General features: G+C 70.5%; 16 protein-coding genes. 5 read left to right on the top strand and 11 right to left on the bottom strand.

Annotated elements, in window-relative coordinates; translation table 11 throughout:
• Positions 1-28: 28 nt before the first annotated feature.
• Both G401_RS45140 and G401_RS0112175 read right to left on the bottom strand, forming a co-directional pair.
• Positions 29-1,111 carry a hypothetical protein gene (locus tag G401_RS45140; protein WP_051366531.1) on the bottom strand — a complete coding sequence of 361 codons (1,083 nt, stop codon included), beginning with the start codon at positions 1,109-1,111 and terminating at the stop codon, positions 29-31.
• Positions 1,112-1,180: 69 nt separating this feature from the next.
• Positions 1,181-1,543: a BlaI/MecI/CopY family transcriptional regulator gene (locus G401_RS0112175; protein WP_027342731.1), complete on the bottom strand. Its 363-nt coding sequence runs from the start codon at positions 1,541-1,543 to the stop codon at positions 1,181-1,183.
• 48 nt (positions 1,544-1,591) lie between these two features.
• Here G401_RS0112175 and G401_RS45130 point away from each other — a divergent pair, with 48 nt between their 5' ends.
• The gene (locus G401_RS45130) at positions 1,592-2,539 is read left to right on the top strand and encodes a M56 family metallopeptidase (protein ID WP_051366530.1); all 948 of its coding nucleotides are present in this window, start codon (positions 1,592-1,594) and stop codon (positions 2,537-2,539) included.
• 10 nt (positions 2,540-2,549) lie between these two features.
• On the opposite strand, the gene G401_RS0112165 is transcribed toward G401_RS45130, so the two are convergent.
• The 4 genes from G401_RS0112165 to G401_RS0112150 all read right to left on the bottom strand — a co-directional run bounded on the left by G401_RS0112165 (position 2,550) and on the right by G401_RS0112150 (position 6,122).
• Positions 2,550-2,996, bottom strand: a complete 447-nt coding sequence (locus G401_RS0112165) for a hypothetical protein (protein WP_157545618.1) — start codon at positions 2,994-2,996, stop codon at positions 2,550-2,552.
• 83 nt (positions 2,997-3,079) lie between these two features.
• The gene (locus G401_RS0112160; RefSeq protein WP_027342729.1) at positions 3,080-3,922 is read right to left on the bottom strand and encodes a carbohydrate ABC transporter permease; all 843 of its coding nucleotides are present in this window, start codon (positions 3,920-3,922) and stop codon (positions 3,080-3,082) included.
• A complete protein-coding gene (locus G401_RS45125; protein WP_051366529.1) occupies positions 3,919-4,821 on the bottom strand; it encodes a carbohydrate ABC transporter permease in 903 nt (300 codons plus the stop codon). Before G401_RS45125 ends, G401_RS0112160 begins: the two co-directional genes overlap by 4 nt.
• Positions 4,818-6,122, bottom strand: a complete 1,305-nt coding sequence (locus G401_RS0112150) for an extracellular solute-binding protein (RefSeq protein ID WP_084557111.1) — start codon at positions 6,120-6,122, stop codon at positions 4,818-4,820. The genes G401_RS45125 and G401_RS0112150 overlap by 4 nt, the downstream gene beginning before the upstream one ends.
• Before the next feature lie 182 nt (positions 6,123-6,304).
• Between G401_RS0112150 and G401_RS0112145 the strand changes: the two genes are divergently transcribed.
• From G401_RS0112145 to G401_RS0112130, 4 genes are all read left to right on the top strand, one after another.
• A complete protein-coding gene (locus G401_RS0112145; RefSeq protein ID WP_027342727.1) occupies positions 6,305-6,685 on the top strand; it encodes a phage holin family protein in 381 nt (126 codons plus the stop codon).
• Between the two features lie 77 nt (positions 6,686-6,762).
• Entirely contained in the window at positions 6,763-9,024 is a 2,262-nt protein-coding gene (locus G401_RS0112140; RefSeq protein ID WP_027342726.1) for an FdhF/YdeP family oxidoreductase, read from the top strand.
• Positions 9,021-9,842: a formate dehydrogenase accessory sulfurtransferase FdhD gene (gene fdhD, locus G401_RS0112135; RefSeq protein ID WP_027342725.1), complete on the top strand. Its 822-nt coding sequence runs from the start codon at positions 9,021-9,023 to the stop codon at positions 9,840-9,842. Before G401_RS0112140 ends, fdhD begins: the two co-directional genes overlap by 4 nt.
• Before the next feature lie 97 nt (positions 9,843-9,939).
• Positions 9,940-11,490: a CocE/NonD family hydrolase gene (locus tag G401_RS0112130; RefSeq protein WP_051366528.1), complete on the top strand. Its 1,551-nt coding sequence runs from the start codon at positions 9,940-9,942 to the stop codon at positions 11,488-11,490.
• 143 nt (positions 11,491-11,633) lie between these two features.
• Here the strand turns inward: G401_RS0112130 and G401_RS52620 are convergent, their stop codons facing one another.
• Genes G401_RS52620 through G401_RS0112105 form a run of 5 tightly spaced genes read right to left on the bottom strand, consistent with a single transcriptional unit; the run spans position 11,634 to position 15,202 of the window.
• Positions 11,634-13,691, bottom strand: coding sequence for a LysM peptidoglycan-binding domain-containing protein (locus G401_RS52620; protein WP_157545616.1), 2,058 nt, complete (start codon positions 13,689-13,691; stop codon positions 11,634-11,636).
• Between the two features lie 11 nt (positions 13,692-13,702).
• Entirely contained in the window at positions 13,703-14,122 is a 420-nt protein-coding gene (locus G401_RS0112120; RefSeq protein ID WP_034591284.1) for a TadE/TadG family type IV pilus assembly protein, read from the bottom strand.
• Positions 14,119-14,556 carry a TadE family protein gene (locus tag G401_RS0112115; RefSeq protein ID WP_027342722.1) on the bottom strand — a complete coding sequence of 146 codons (438 nt, stop codon included), beginning with the start codon at positions 14,554-14,556 and terminating at the stop codon, positions 14,119-14,121. The genes G401_RS0112120 and G401_RS0112115 overlap by 4 nt, the downstream gene beginning before the upstream one ends.
• Positions 14,553-15,005 (bottom strand): pilus assembly protein, encoded by a 453-nt coding sequence (locus G401_RS45115; RefSeq protein WP_051366526.1) that lies wholly within the window; start codon positions 15,003-15,005, stop codon positions 14,553-14,555. Before G401_RS45115 ends, G401_RS0112115 begins: the two co-directional genes overlap by 4 nt.
• Before the next feature lie 2 nt (positions 15,006-15,007).
• Positions 15,008-15,202, bottom strand: a complete 195-nt coding sequence (locus G401_RS0112105) for a hypothetical protein (RefSeq protein WP_027342721.1) — start codon at positions 15,200-15,202, stop codon at positions 15,008-15,010.
• Between the last annotated feature and the right edge of the window lie 44 nt (positions 15,203-15,246).

Below are 15,246 nucleotides of genomic sequence, written 5' to 3'. Positions count from 1 at the left end.
TTCCCCTGATTGTTCTTTGCTCTCTTGCTTATTCTTTGTGCTCTATTTGGCCTCGGGCGTAGACCAGGTCGGTTTTGACCTGGTCGGCGGACTTCTGGACGTAGATCAGCAGGCCCAGGCTTCCGCTGTCGGCCCAGCCGCAGATCGCGCTCTGTACGCCTTCGCTGGTCTGCGTGCCGCACTTGGCGAACCCGCCCAGCGGGCCGGCGTCGACCTTGGTGAACGTGACGGCGCTGTCCCCGGCGGCGCCCTTGAGCGCCTCGTCGAGCTCCTTCTCCGGCGAGATCAGCAGCGCGGCCACGGCCACGACGATGACCACGTTCTTCTTGGCGGTCTCGCCGTAGATCGCGGCGACCGAGGAGTTGACGTCCTTGAGCTCGCCCTGCAGGCCGGACTTCATCTCGGCAGCCGCCTTGACCAGCTCCGGCGAGGCGCTCTTGGTCCGGTTGCCGAGCAGGAACGGCTCGACGACGGAGGTCCTCTGCGCGTCCTGGACCTTGTCGACGGCCTCGCCGCCGTACTTCTTGACGAAGAACGCCCCGCCACCGCCGAGCCCGGCGCACAGGACGAGGAGGACCACGAGCGTGATCCACAGACCCTTGCGGGACTTCTTGCGAGGCGGTTCCGGCGGCCCGTAGGACTGGCCCCCGTAGGGCGGACCGCTGTACGGCTGGCCGCTGTAGGGCTGCTCACCGTACGCCGGCCGGCCGTAGTCGGACTGGGGGCCGTAGTTCGCGCCCGGGTAGGGATTGCCGCCGTAGCCGGGGTTCTGCTCGTAGCCGGGCTGGTCATGGCCGGGCTGCCCGTAACCGGGTTGCCGGCTCTGCCCGTAGCCGGGTTGCTGGCCGTAGGACGGCTGCTGGCCGTAACCGGGCTGGCCGTAGGGCTGCTGATGGTCCGGCTGCTGTCCCTGCTGCGGGTAGCCCTGCTGTGGATAGCCCTGCTGAGGCTGACCTTGCTGCGGGTAACCCTGCTGCTCGGGGTAACCCTGCTGCTCGGGATAGCCCTGTTGCGGATGTCCTTGTGGGGGGTAGCCCTGCTGCGGGTAGCCGCCGCTCCAGCCGCGGTCGTCCTCGCGCCAGGGATCATTGGAGTTGGTGGGGTAGGACACGTCTCCGCGCTCCCGTCGCATCACGTCTCAGGCGCTGAGCCTAGACGCGATCGACCGCGGACGCAGCCCTCACTCGTGCCGCGTACGCAGGGCGTCCCGCAGCCGCTGCACGTCGTCACCGTCGACGAGTTCCACGAAGTGCGCGAAGACCGAGCCGCGGTCGGGGGTCGCCGCGAGCGCGTCGATCATCAATGAGGCCACGTACTCCTCGCGGGTACGCACCGGGGCGTACTGGTTCGCCCGGCCGGCCGGCGACCGGACCAGGATGCCCTTGGACGCGAGCCGATCTGCGACCGTCTGCACGGTCGTGTACGCCAGCGGCTCCGCCCGGTCGGCGTTGATCTTGTCCAGCATCTCCCGGACGAGCAATGGGCCGTCGGCGGCCCAGAGGCGGTCCATGATCGCGCGCTCCAGCGCACCCAGGTCAGCCACCGGGGGGACTCCTTCCGATCTAGCTCGGACCGTGGCATCGTTCAGTCGATGACCGAAGCGACGCTGATCCTGCTGTGCGTGGCGGTGCTGGGTTACTTGGTACCACGCCCGTTGCAGGCCGCGCGATGGGTCGATCGGGCACCGAGGCTCGGTATCGCCCTTTGGCTGGGGCTGGACCTGGCCTTCGTCGCCTTTCTTCTCGCCGCGAGCCTGCACGCGGCGGTCAGCCTACCTCCGATCAACCACAGCGTGGCGCACCTCATGGACGCCTGCCTCCGGATCTTCCACGGCACCTACCAGCTCGTCTGGTGGTCCACCGCGGTCGGCGTGGTCGGCGCGTTGTGCACGCTGTGCGTACCGGCGTGGGTGGTGACGCGCATGACAGTCGAGCTGCGCCGGGCCGGCCGCGCCCGCCGGGCTCATCTGCAGTCGCTCGGCCTGGTCGCCCGCGACGACGACGATCTCCTGGTCGTCGAGCACGATCAGCCGGTGCTGTACTGCGTACCGGGCGGGCGGCCGGCGGTCATCGCCTCCCGGGGTGCCCTCGACGCGCTGTCCCCCGAGCAGCTGGCCGCGGCCGTCGAGCATGAACGCGGCCACCTGCGCGGCCGCCATCACCTGCTCATCGGGCTCGCGAACGGGTTCGCCGCGGCCCTGCCGGCACCGCTGTCCCGGCACGCGGCGCGTTCGGTCGCGCGGCTCTGCGAGCTGGCCGCCGACGACTACGCCGCCCGCCGGCACGGCACCTACGTGCTGGCCGAGGCGGTCGTGACGGTCGCGCTCGGCCGGGCTCCCGCGGTGGGGCTGGGCGCCGGCGGGGACGTCGTCAACCGGGTCGAGCGCCTGACCGCCCACCCCGTACGCCTCGCGGGCATCGCGCGGATGATCGCGCTCGGCCTGCTCGGTCTGGCCCTCGCGGTGCCGGTCGGCGCGGCGGGCGTGGCCCTCGGCGGCACGGTCGCCGACGACGGCTGCCCGAGCGCGCTGTCCCGCTGACAGGTTCAAGCTAACGAGGGAGCTTGTTGAGGATCTCCACCTGGAGGATCTCGACCAGCTGGCCGAGGTGCACCGGAACCTCGTCCGTGCAGTCCACGTAACCCGCGCTGCCGTTGCCGACCGTCAGCCGCAGGAGCGGCGCGTCCACGCAGTGCGGGCTGGCCATCGGCGCCGCCAGCTCCCGGGCGAACTCCTTCCCCGACGCGATCCCGTACGCGTCCGCGGTCTTCCCGGCTGCGAGCACGCCCTGTTCGCGCCGGCCCTTGCCGTCGGTGTAGACCCAGTCCCCGTTCGGGTTCAGCACGAGATGATCATCGAGGCCGACGTCGCCGCCGGTCCGGTCGAGCACGATCGACGTGATCACACGAGTGGGCGCCGGCGATTCCGGTGGGGCCGTCGAGCAACCGGCGACCAGGAACGCGAGCCCGAGAACCGCCCAGGCGGTACGCGACGACATGTGGCTTCCGACGCGTACGCGCACCGGGCGGTTCCGGCGACCCGGCCCGTGAACAGATGATCAGGCCTCCCGTGAACAGAGGATCAGGCCTTGAGCGCTCCGGCCGTCAAGCCGCTCAGCAGGTGGCGCTGCAGCACGACGGCGAGCAGGACCGGGGGCACCGCCGCCAGTACGCCGCCCGCCGCGATCAGCCCGAAGTCGACCGCGTTGCGCCCGGTGAACTCCGCGATCGCGACCGGGATCGTCTTCGCGTCCGAGGTCGAGGTGAAGATCAGCGCGTACAGGAACTCGTCCCAGCAGAGCAGGAAGACGAACAGTACGGTCGCCACGATCCCGGGCCGGGCCAACGGCAGGATGATCCGGATCAGCGCGCCGAGCCGTGAGCAGCCGTCCACCCGGGCGGCCTCCTCCAGCTCGACCGGGAGCGAGCCGAAGAAGTTGTTCATCGTCCAGAGGGCGAACGGCGTCGCCAGCGAGCAGTAGACGATCACGAGACCGAGCTTGGTGTCGAGCAGCCCGAACCGCGCCATCAGCAGGTACAGCGGGATGATGAGCACGATCGGCGGCAGCATGTACGTGACGAGGAACGACAGCAGCGTCACCCGGCGCAGCGGGAACCGCAGCCTCGCCAGCGCGTACCCGCCGAAGATGCCCACGGACACGCTGATGAGCACGGTGCCGGCGGCGACGACCAGGCTGTTGACCATCGCGGAGCGGAACTGGGCGGCGACGCCGCCCGCCGCGCCGGAGAAGATCTCGCGGTAGCGGCTGAGCGTGACGTGCTCGGGCCACCAGCGCAGCGGGCGGGCGAGCAGGTCGGTCTGACCCGCGATCGAGGTGATCACGAGCCAGGCGAACGGCGCGAGGATGAGGATCGAGGCGACCAGGGCGCCGATGTGCGCGCCGACATGCCGGTTCTTCTTCACGACACGCTCAGCTCCTGTTGCCGCAGCAATCGCAGGTAGATCAGGGCGAGCAGGAGGATCGCCACCACGGTCACGTAGGCGAGCGCCGCTCCGTAGCTGAACCGCTCGGCCGAGAACGCCTGCAGGTAGGTGAGGAAGGTGACGGTCTGCGTACCGCCGGCCGGTCCGCCGCCCGTCATCACATAGATGATGTCGAACACCTTGAACGCCTCGATGATCCGCAGCACCAGCACCGCCGCCAGCGTCGGGCGCAGCATCGGCAGCGTGACCCGCAGGAAGGCGCGTACCGGGCCGGCCCCGTCGATGCGGGCCGCCTCCAGCAGGTCGCCCGGGATCGTCTGTAGGCCGGCCAGCAGGAAGAACGCCACCAGCGACGTGTTCTTCCAGACGTCGGCGACCACCACCATGTTGAGCGCCACGAACGGGTCGGAGCCGAGCCACGAGCGGTAGTCGCCCTGCACGTGCAGCTGGGTGAGCAGGGCGTTGAGCGCGCCGTACTCCGCGTTGAGGATCCAGCGCCACATCGCGCCGTTGACGATCGTCGGCAGCGCCCACGGCAGGATCACGATGCCGCGAAACAGCCACCGCAGCCGGATCGGCGCCGCCAGCAGGTGGGCCAGGCCGAGGCCCAGCACCACCTCCAGCGTCGTCGAGGCCAGCGTGAAGTACAGCGTGTGCTGCGCCGCGGTCCAGAACCGCGCCCCGGTCAGGATGTCCGCGTAGTTCTTCAACCCCACGAAGGGGTACGCGCCGGGGAACGGGCTGTCCACGTCGAAGAACGAGATCACCAGCGCCCGGCCGGCTGGGTAGAGCACCACCCCGAAGACGACCAGGGCGGCCGGGACGAGCAGCGCGTACGCGAGCAGCGCCACCCGTCCCCTGCGCAGGAATCCGGTCACGACAAGAGCGACTTCGCCTGGTCCGCCGCGTCGGCGAGGGCCTTCTCCGGGGTCTTGCGGCCGAGCAGCGCGTTCTGCACCTCGGCCTGCAGGATCTGGCTGATCTCGTTGTACCGGGGCACCTCCGGCCGGGAGATCAGGTTCGCCAGCTCCTTCTTGGCCGCCGGGACCATCTTCGGGGCCACCGACAGCACGGCAGGGTCGTCGTAGGACTTCGCCCAGCAGGGCAGGCTGCTCTTGGCGTACTTGTTCTGGACGTCGGCGCCGGTCAGGTAGGAGATGTAGGTCCAGGCCGCCTTCTGGTTCTTGCTGCCGCCGGTCACGCACAGCGCCATCGAGCCGTTGACGCCGGGGGCGCCCGCCGAGCCCGCCGGCGTGGGCAGCACGTCGACCTTGCCGGCCACCTTCGACTGGGCCGGGTCGTTGGCGGCGTTGAACATGTAGGTCCAGTTGAGGGCCATCGCCGCGCCGCCCTCGGAGAACGTCTTGCGGACGTCCTCCTCCAGCGACTCCATCGAGTTGGGGTTGGTCAGCCCGTCGTCGAGGGTCTTCTTCATCCACTTGAGCGCGTCGAGACCGCCGCCGGTGGCGAATGCCGTCGACTGGAAGTCGTCGGAGAGGAACTTGCCGCCGAACGCGCCGAGCAACTGCGTGTAGTCGCAGATGAGCGCCTCGGCCTGCTTCCAGCTCCAGATCAGCGGGTACTTGACCAGGCCGGCGTTCTTGATCTTCGTGGCCGCCGCCAGGACGCCGTCCCACGTGGACAGCGACGCGGCGTCGACACCGGCCTTGCCGAGCATCTCGGTGTTGTGGAACAGGTACTTGGTGTCCAGGATCCACGGAACGCCGTAGAACTTGTTCTGGTACTCGGCGGTCGTGAGGGCGCCGCCGAGCATGTCCGTCTTCCACGCCGCCGGGAACTGCGCGGTGACGTCGGTGACGATCTTCTTGCTGCCGAACTCGGCCGGCCAGATGACATCGATGAGGACGACGTCGTACGTGCCCGCCGGGGCGGCCGCGACGATCTTGTCGTGCAGCGCCTCGTACGCGACGAACGTCGGCTCGACCGTGATCTTGGGGTACGCCTTCGCGAAGTCCGCCGTCATTCCCCGGATGTCGTCCTCCGAGTAGCCCGCCTGCTGCATGAACAGTGCCGTGATCTTGCCTTCGCCGGTGCCCGCGCCGCCCGAGTCGGCCCCGCCCCCGCCGACGTCACAGCCCGCGGCGGCGAGCGCGGCCGCGCCGATCCCGCCCGCGAGCAGACCCCGGCGCGAGACGCCGCCCATTCCGTTTGCCGACATGCCGAACTCCATTCCGTCCTACGGAAAGCAGATAGTTAGACAAGTTGCTTAACAAACGTTGGTACCAGTGCCGACAACGTCCGTCAATACCGAAGAGCGCCGATGAGGCCTATCTGTAATGCGGGCCGTCCAACTGCGACATTTCGCCTCGCGTACGCCGTGTTTCCGGCACGATCGTGAGCATGGGATTCCTCGTCCGATTGCTCGTCACCGCGGGCGGGCTGTGGCTCGCGACCGCGCTCGTCGACGGGATCGAGGTGACGACCGACAACAACGTCAAGAAGGTGCTCACGTACCTCGGCGTCGCCCTGATCTTCGGCCTCGTCAACGCGATCCTGAAACCGATCCTGCACGTGGTGGGCTGCATCTTCTACGTGCTGACCCTCGGCCTGATCGCACTCGTGGTCAACGCCCTGCTGTTCCTGCTGGTCAGCTGGCTCTGCGACCAGCTCAACATCCCGTTCCACGTGAACGGCTTCTGGGCGGCGTTCTGGGGCGCGATCATCGTCGGCCTGATCAGCTGGGTGGTGAACCTCGCCTTCGGCACGCCCAGCAAATCCTGAAACCGGGCGAGCCCTTGACGGCGGCCTGGCCCGCACCGGCGCGTACACAGTGCGTCCGGCCGGGCTAGGCTGCCGTTATGGCACGCAAGCCGCCCGTCGAGGACCCCGACGAACGCCACCCCCGGGTCGGCAAGCCGATGACCTCGGCCGCCGGGCTGGGCGGAGTCACGCACGGCCTGCGGGCCGGCCTGGCCCAGATGGGCGTACGCCGCACCACACTCACCCTTCTCAAGATCAATCAGGCCGGCGGGTTCGACTGCCCCGGCTGCGCCTGGCCCGAACCGGCGCCGGAACAGCGGCCGCACGCCGAGTTCTGCGAGAACGGCGCGAAGGCCGTCGCCGAGGAGGCCACGCTCCGGCGGATCACCCCCGAGTTCTTCGCCCGGTACGCGATCTCCGAGCTGGCCGCGAAGACGGACTACTGGCTGGGCCAGCAGGGCCGCCTCACCTCGCCGATGATCCGCCGGGCCGGCGCCGGGCACTACACCCCGGTCTCCTGGGACGAGGCGTTCGACGTGGTCGCGGACCGGCTGCGGGGCGGGCGGCCGGACGAGGCGCTGTTCTACACGTCGGGGCGTACGTCGAACGAGGCCGCGTTCCTCTACCAGCTGCTGGCGCGGGCGTACGGGACGAACAACCTGCCGGACTGCTCGAACATGTGCCACGAGTCCTCCGGCACCGCCCTGTCCAGCACCATCGGCATCGGCAAGGGGTCGGTCACCCTCGACGACATCCACGAGGCGAAACTGCTGGTCATCGTCGGCCAGAACCCCGGCACCAACCACCCGCGCATGCTCACCGCGCTGGAGAAGGCCAAGAAGAGCGGCGCGCGGATCATCGCGATCAACCCGCTGCCCGAGGCCGGGCTGATGAACTTCCGCAACCCCCAGAAGCCCGGCGGCTACGTCGGCAAGGGCACGCCGCTGGCCGACCAGTTCCTCCAGATCCGCCTCGGCGGCGACCTCGCCCTCTTCCAGGCCATCGGTCACCTCCTACTCAGCTGGGGCGCGCTCGACCAGGACTTCATCTCCGCGTACGCGCAGGGCTTCGACGAGTACGCGGCCGCGCGTACCACGGTGGACTGGCCCGAGGTCGAGCGGGCGACCGGGCTGCGGCGCAGCGAGATCGAGCGGGCGGCCCGGGCGTTCGCGGGCAGCCCGGCGACGATCGTGTGCTGGGCGATGGGCCTGACGCAGCAGCGCGACGCCGTGGCGACGATCCGCGAGATCGTGAACGTGCAGCTCCTGCGCGGGATGATCGGCAAACCCGGTGCCGGCCTGTGCCCGGTACGCGGCCACTCCAACGTCCAGGGCGACCGGACCATGGGGATCTGGCACGAGCCGCCGGCCTGGGTGCCGAAGCTCGGGGCCAGCCTCGGCGTGGCGATGCCGGTGGAGAAGGGGCTGGACACGGTCGAGGCGATCCGGGCGATGCGCGACGGGCACGCGAAGGTGTTCGTGGCGGTCGGCGGCAACTTCGCGGCGGCCACGCCCGACACCCCGGTCACCGAGGCCGCCCTGGCCGCCTGCGACCTGACCGTGCACGTGTCCACCAAGCTCAACCGGTCGCACGTGGTGCCCGGCGAGGTGTCGCTGATCCTGCCCTGCCTGGGGCGTACGGAGTTCGACAAAGGGGAGTTCGTGACGGTCGAGGACTCGATGTCGGCCGTGCACTCGTCGCAAGGATCGCTCGAACCGGCCTCGCCCGAGCTGCGTTCCGAGGTGGCCATCATCTGCGGCATCGCCGAACGGCTGCTCGGCGACGCGCTGCCGTGGCGTACGTGGCAGGCGGATTACCGGGCGATCCGCGAACTGATCGCCGCGCACGTGCCAGGGTTCGCCGACTTCGAGGCGCGGGTCGCCGTGCCGGGCGGGTTCACGCTGCCGCATCCGCCGCGGGACTCGCGTACGTTCGCGACGTCGGACGGCAAGGCGCACTTCACGGTCAGTCCACTAGCGACGATCGACGTCCCGCCGGGCCGGCTGATCCTGCAGACCATGCGCAGCCACGACCAGTACAACACCACGATCTACGGGCTCGACGACCGCTACCGCGGGGTCAAGCAGGGTCGCCGGGTGGTCTTCGTGAGCCCCGACGACCTGGATGCCCTCGGCGTACGCGACGGATCCTATGTGGACGTCGTCTCCGAGTGGGTCGACGGGTCGGAGCGGACGGCGCACCAGTTCCGGGTGATCGCGTACCCGACCGCGCGGGGCTGTGCCGCGGCGTACTTCCCGGAGGCGAACGTGCTCGTGCCGCTGGACTCCACCGCGGCCGAGTCGAACACCCCGGTCTCGAAGCAGATCATCGTGCGGCTCGAACCCTGCGCGGCGCCATGAGCCGGGTCACCGTACGCCGTCCCGTCACGCGCGTCACCGTCGGCGGAACTCCGCAGACCAGAGGCGACCTGCTCGCCGGCGAGGAACCGCTGGAGATCCGGGTCGGCAAGAAGCCCCTCGCCGTCACCATGCGCACGCCCGGCGACGAGATCGATCTCGCCCTCGGCTTCCTGCTCACCGAGGGCGTGATCACGACGGCCGAGGACGTGTACACGGCCCAGCTGTGCGCCGGAGCGGAGACGCCGAACACCTACAACGTCGTGGACGTGGTGCTCGCGCCGCACGTGCCCGCGCCCGATCCGACGGCCGAACGGAACTTCTACACGACCAGCTCGTGCGGCGTGTGCGGCAAGGCGAGCATCGACGCCATCCGTACGCGTTCCCGCTTCGACGTACGCGCCGACCCGGTGACCGTGGACGCGGCCGTCCTCGTGGGACTGCCGGACAAGCTGCGGCCGGCCCAGCGGGCGTTCGCGCGTACAGGCGGACTGCACGCGGCGGCATTGTTCACGGCGGACGGCGAGCTGCTCGCGGCGCGCGAGGACGTGGGCCGGCACAACGCGGTGGACAAGCTGGTGGGCTGGGCGCTGAAGGACGGCCGGCTGCCGCTCGCGGGCACGGTGCTGATGCTGTCCGGGCGGGCCGGGTTCGAGCTGACGCAGAAGGCGTGGATGGCCGGGATCAGCGTGGTCGCCGCGGTGTCGGCGCCCAGCTCACTCGCGGTGGAGCTGGCCGACGCGGCCGGCCAGACGCTGGTCGGATTCCTGCGTGGAGACAGCATGAACGTCTATACGCACCCGCACCGCGTGATCTCCTAGTGCCTTTGTTACTCATCGGTATTGTGGCGTGCCTCACTCTGTAGTTACCCTCCGGTAACACATCGGTAGCACTTCCGTCCCGAAGTGAGGCCCCCGCATGATCCGCCGAACCCTCCTCCTCGGCGCCGCTCTGGCCCTCGCCAGCGTCGGCGTCGCCGTCCCCGCCCATGCCGCGAGCACCACAGCACTGACCTTTGTGGACATCACCGCCGCCGACGGTGTCGTCCTGAAGGCCAACGTCATCGAATCGACCACCCCCGGCACGCACCCCGCGATCGTCTTCCCCTCGTCCTGGGGGCTGAACGACATCGAGTACGTCGCGCAGGCGACCGCCCTGGCCCAAGGCGGCTACACCGTCGTGTCGTACACGCCGCGCGGGTGGTGGACCTCGGGCGGCAAGATCGACACCGCCGGCCCGAAGGACATCGCCGACGCCAGCACCGTAATCACCTGGACCCTCGCCCACACCACCGCCGACCCCGCCCGGATCGGCATGGCCGGCGTCTCCTACGGCGCCGGGATCAGCCTCATCGCCGCCGGGGCCGATGCTCGCGTACGCGCGGTGTCGGCCATGTCCGGCTGGTCGGACCTGGCCAGCAGCCTCTACGGCGACCAGACCCGCCACCAGCAGGCGCCCGCCCTGCTCCAAGGAGTCGCCCTGCTCCTCGGCCACCCGAGCGACGAGTTCAACACGATCATCAACGACTTCTGGAACTACCAGAACGTCCCGGACGTCCTCGCCTTCGCCCGGCTCCGGTCGGCGAAGACCTACCTGTCCGCCATCAACGCCAACAACCCGGCGATCCTGATGGCCAACGCGTACGGGGACAGCGTGTTCCCGCCCGACCAGCTCGTGGACTTCTACGGCTCGCTGACCACCCCGAAGCGGCTGGAGTTCTCCCCCGGCGACCACGCCATCCCCGAACTGACCGGCATCATCGGCCTCGACAACGCGGTGTGGACGTCCACCCGCCGCTGGTTCGACCACTACCTGCTCGGCATCGCCAACGGCGTCGACACCGAGAACCCGGTCGTGTTGCGTACCAAGAACTCCACCGAGTCCTACCCGGCCTGGCCGACCGCCACCACCCGCTACGGCCTCGGCCCGGTACGCCTCCTCGACGGCACCGGCGACCTCGGCGGCACCCCGGCGACCGGCTGGTCCCGGCTCACCTGGACCGATCTCGACACCACCGCCTCCGGCGGGATCGCGTTGATCTCGAACGGCCTGGCGGCGCTGACCGGCGTACCGCCGACGGTCTGGGTCCCCGGGGTCGACCGGGTCCACGCCGGCGTCTGGGTGTCGTCCTCGACGTCCTCCGTCCGGCACGTCCGCGGCATCCCGTCCCTCCACCTGCGAGTGACGCCGTCGTCGGCCAATGGGACCCTGATCGCGTACCTGTACGACGTGGACGGGCTCGGCACCGGATCGCTGCTCTCGAACGCCCCGATCTCGTGGCGCGGCTCCGCTGCGGGCACCCCCATCACCCTCGACCTGCGCATGCCGGCGACGGCCTGGGACGTGGCGGCCGGACACCGGCTGGCGCTCGTCGTCGACGGCGCGGACAGCCTCTACCTCGACGACAACGGAGCGTTCGCCAACGCGACCTTCTCCGGCCCCTCCTGGCTCGACATCCCCCTCCGGTAGCGGGCCGCCCGCTCCCCAAGATCCCGTTTGGATCAGGTTTTCGCACGTAATCATGGGCCATGATTCGGGTAATTTCCCTGATCTAAGCGGGATCTTGGCGTCGGGATCTTGGCGTCGGGATCTGGGGTTCGGGATCTTGGCGGTCAGGTACGCGTGCGGTGGCGCGCTCCCGCGACGGGTACTCCCGCGTATTCGGGGTTGCCGGTGGCGGCGGACAGGGCCTGCAACTCCTCCCCGGTCAACTGCTCGGCGAGGGTGTCGGAGAACGCCAGCCAGGGCATGTCGAGGCGGCCTTCGGCATCCACCGAGACCGACCAGCGGGTCGAGGTCGGATGGGTGGCGACGACGCCGACGCCGACCCGGCCGAACGCCGCGAGCTGGGCGTCGAGCTCCTCGAGCTGCTGGGTGTGCTCGCCCCAGGGGTCGGCGACGAACAGCAGGTGCGTCGTCCACACCGAACCGTTGGTGTTGTTGACGCGGGCGACGAGGGTGTCCGGCGTACCGCTTTCGCGCAGGACCGCCCGGTTGACGACGGCCCGCCGGGCGATCCGGGCCAGCGCCTCGCCGACGTCGCGGATGGAGCGTACGCGGGGTTCGTTCAGGGAGCCGATCGCCCGGGTGTCGGCCGAGCTGAAGCCGGAGATGAGCACGGCCGCGCTGTCCGCCCAGGCCGCGCCGGACGCCTCGGCGGCCAGGTGGCGCAGCAGGTCGTCGCAGCGTTCGGGATCGCCGATGAGGGTCAGCAGGCCCGTACGCTCGCTGTCGACGAACAGTTCGCCGCCTTCGGGCCAGGAGCCGAGGGTCAGCAGCCCGGGCAGCGGCGCCGGTACGCCGTCCGTGTCCGGCAGCGGTTCGCTGGTACGCAGCGCCCAGGTGTCCGGCGACCGGGCGGTGTAGGGCTCGGGCGGGTCGCCGCACGGCGAGGCCAGGACGACGCCGAGTTCGCCGCCATAGTGCCAGGCCGCGAAGATGTCCGGCATCGCGAACTCGGCCCGGTCGCGCAGCCCCGTCCCGAGGTGGCGCAGTCCGGCGTCGAGCCGGTCGGAGGTGCTGTGCCGGGCGGGCCGGGGTTCGGGCTCGTAGACCTCGGTCGCGGCCATCACGCTCACGGCCGGCGAGACCGGCGCGTCGGCCAGCCAGCGGGTCTGGCGTACGCGACGCGCCCGCAACCGGTTGCGGTGCAGGCGGATCGAGCGGCGCCGCCAGAGCAGCAGGTGCCCGGCCAGGACGCTCGCGGCGGCCAGCCCGGCGGCGACCCCGAGGAACGCGTGGGCTGTCGCGGCCGAGACGGCTGGTTCTCGCGTACGCGTGGAAGTGGCGGGAAGGAGTGGCGGGGAGGCTGCGGGGGCCGACGCGGCGGGCTGTGTCCGCACCGGGCCGGACGACGGCTGCGCCGCGGGAGGTGCCGGCTGAGCGACCGGCGGCTTGGCCTGGACCGGAGGCTTGGGCTGCGCGGGCGGCTTGGGCTGCGCAGCCGGGGGCTTGGTGGTGGGGGCCGTGGTCGTGATGAGGCGGCCGGTGGCGTGGCGGGTGACGCCGCGGTCGTGGGCGTCGACGGGCAGGGTGAGCTTCCAGCCGGGCCGGATCAGGTTGGGGTTGCGCACGATCCGCGGGTTGAGCGCGGCGATCTGGTGGTAGCGGTCGAAGTCGCCGGTGAACCGCACGGCGATCCGGCCGAGGTAGTCGCCCCGCCGCACGATGTAGACCGGCCGCTGGATCTGCTGGAACGCGGCGACCGGGCCGACCGCGACCGGCCCGCTCAAGGTCGGTCCACTCAGGACGGGAACGGTGACCGTCGCCACCACCGCGGGCGGCCGCACGGGCGTCGCGGCCGTCGCGACGGCACCGCCGATGAAGACCGCGAGGATCGCGCCGACCAGCGTCGCCGCGATCCGCTGCTGCAAGCCGAGGCCGGGCAGCCGGACCGCGCGGCGGCCGCGCAGGCTCGCCGGGATCTGCACCAGCAGGCTCACCATCAGCGTCGCCCAGGCCGCCCAGCCCACCAGCGCGAGTACGCGCAGGAACAGCGTCCCGTCGTCGGGCGCGCTCACGGCGCCGACGATGGCGTCGAGGCTCGGTACGCCGTGCGGCAGCGGATCGCCGCCCACCCGGGCGAGCAGGGCCGGCCCGCCGACGGCGAGCAGGACCAGGCCGACGAGGGCGGCTAGTCCTTTCACGAGTCGCGCGAGCAGCTGCACCATGGTCGCCTCCTTCATCTGATGATCAGGACGGCTGTGGCCGATCCCTCGGCCGTCCAGGTCGCTCCGCCGAGGAACTCCAGGCCGGACGGGTTCTTATAAGTGATCTGCGTGTCGACGCGGACGCTCTGACCGCCGGGCAGGACCGTGACCGTGCCGGTCGCGCCGACCTTGTCGAGGTACGCCTTCGCCGCCGCGGCGGCCAGCGTGGGGCTGATGGTCTTGGTGCCGCCGGCCGTGGCGGGGCCGGGATCGATCGCCTGGGCGGCCGACCGGGCGGCTTCGGTGGCGACGTTGTCGGCGTACTGGTACGCGCGTACGCGGCCGCCGCCGACCACGATGAGGCCGACCATCGTGAACCAGGCGGTCGCGAGAATCGCGAAGAACATCGTGATCCGGCCCTCGTCGCACCGCCGGCGGGCACCGATCCTCATGACGACCGCCCCCGGTAGGTGTCGAGCGGGCTGGTGAACGTGGAGGTCAGCGTGGTCGTGCCGGGTACGCCCGGCAGAGCGACGTCCTTGAGCTCGACCTGGCAGCTGACCGTGACGGTGACCGAGGCCGGCCGGCCGACGGCGACCTTGAAGCCGCTCGTGTCCACGGTGACGTCCAGGCGGCGGCAGCGGATGCGGTTCGCGGTGAAGGAGGCGCGGGCGGCCGCCTCGGCCTGCTGGGCCGCCGTGGTGCCGTTGCGCTGCAGGCTCGCCGTGCGGGCCGCGTCGAAGGCCGCCGCGTCCGAGGCCTGCTTGGACATCGAGTAGCGGCCGACGACGACGGCGCAGACGAACAGGGCGAGGACGGCCGGGGTCAGGATCGCCAGCTCGATGCTGACCGACCCGCGCTCCCGCCCGCCCCGCCGCGACGTCATGGCACGAACCGCTCGACCGGCCCGTGGGCACTCTGGGTGATGCGGAAGGTCAGGCCGGGGATGATGCTCGGCGCCTGCCCCTCCACGGTGCAGACCATCTCGTTGCCGACCCGCTTCGTCGTGACCCGCTTGTAGCTGATCATCGAACCCACCGCCAGCAGGAACGAGTACGCCTTCGCGTTGCCGGCCGTGGTGTTCGACTGGTATCCGCGGGCGGCGTTGACGCCCTGGGTCGCCGCGCCGAGCGCGATGTAGTCGGCGTACCAGACGATGCCGGTCTGCACGACCATGAACGACAGGATCATCGTCGGCAGGGCCAGGATGGCCAGTTCCACCGGCCCGTCGCCGCGCAGCCGCCACCGCCGCCGGCCCGGTTCGGCAGCCGGCGGTTCGGTGGTCGGCCGTTCACCACGCGGGGAGCGGGGCGAACGCAGATGCGACAGGAACATCGTCAGGGCTTCGGGACGTGCGTGTTGAGCCAGCCCGTCGAGATGTTGATGATGAGCGTTCCGATGGCCACGGCGCCCACCGCGATGACGGCGACCAGGATGACGAAGGGCACCGGGCCCTCGCCGCGGTCGCGCTGCGCCTTCGACGTGAGAGCGCGTACGCGCTCCGCGACCGGCACATAGAGTTTGAGGAGCATCGACGTTTCCTTCCTTGGCGGGGATATCGGGGGTTGCGGAGTGA

Source organism: Hamadaea tsunoensis DSM 44101 (genome assembly GCF_000428945.1).
GTDB classification, from domain to species: domain Bacteria; phylum Actinomycetota; class Actinomycetes; order Mycobacteriales; family Micromonosporaceae; genus Hamadaea; species Hamadaea tsunoensis.
Note: the sequence above shows the minus strand (reverse complement) of the source record. Positions and strands in the feature narration are given on the sequence as shown.

What these genes read in the sequence shown, in the direction of transcription:
- G401_RS45130 (WP_051366530.1), top strand. Translation starts at nt 1,592, where the DNA reads ATGACCGAAGCGACGCTGATCCTGCTGTGCGTGGCGGTGCTGGGTTAC.
- G401_RS0112165 (WP_157545618.1), bottom strand. Translation starts at nt 2,996, where the DNA reads ATGTCGTCGCGTACCGCCTGGGCGGTTCTCGGGCTCGCGTTCCTGGTC.
- G401_RS0112150 (WP_084557111.1), bottom strand. Translation starts at nt 6,122, where the DNA reads ATGTCGGCAAACGGAATGGGCGGCGTCTCGCGCCGGGGTCTGCTCGCG.
- G401_RS0112145 (WP_027342727.1), top strand. Translation starts at nt 6,305, where the DNA reads ATGGGATTCCTCGTCCGATTGCTCGTCACCGCGGGCGGGCTGTGGCTC.
- G401_RS0112140 (WP_027342726.1), top strand. Translation starts at nt 6,763, where the DNA reads ATGGCACGCAAGCCGCCCGTCGAGGACCCCGACGAACGCCACCCCCGG.
- fdhD (WP_027342725.1), top strand. Translation starts at nt 9,021, where the DNA reads ATGAGCCGGGTCACCGTACGCCGTCCCGTCACGCGCGTCACCGTCGGC.
- G401_RS0112130 (WP_051366528.1), top strand. Translation starts at nt 9,940, where the DNA reads ATGATCCGCCGAACCCTCCTCCTCGGCGCCGCTCTGGCCCTCGCCAGC.
- G401_RS52620 (WP_157545616.1), bottom strand. Translation starts at nt 13,691, where the DNA reads ATGGTGCAGCTGCTCGCGCGACTCGTGAAAGGACTAGCCGCCCTCGTC.
- G401_RS0112120 (WP_034591284.1), bottom strand. Translation starts at nt 14,122, where the DNA reads ATGAGGATCGGTGCCCGCCGGCGGTGCGACGAGGGCCGGATCACGATG.
- G401_RS0112115 (WP_027342722.1), bottom strand. Translation starts at nt 14,556, where the DNA reads ATGACGTCGCGGCGGGGCGGGCGGGAGCGCGGGTCGGTCAGCATCGAG.
- G401_RS45115 (WP_051366526.1), bottom strand. Translation starts at nt 15,005, where the DNA reads ATGTTCCTGTCGCATCTGCGTTCGCCCCGCTCCCCGCGTGGTGAACGG.
- G401_RS0112105 (WP_027342721.1), bottom strand. Translation starts at nt 15,202, where the DNA reads ATGCTCCTCAAACTCTATGTGCCGGTCGCGGAGCGCGTACGCGCTCTC.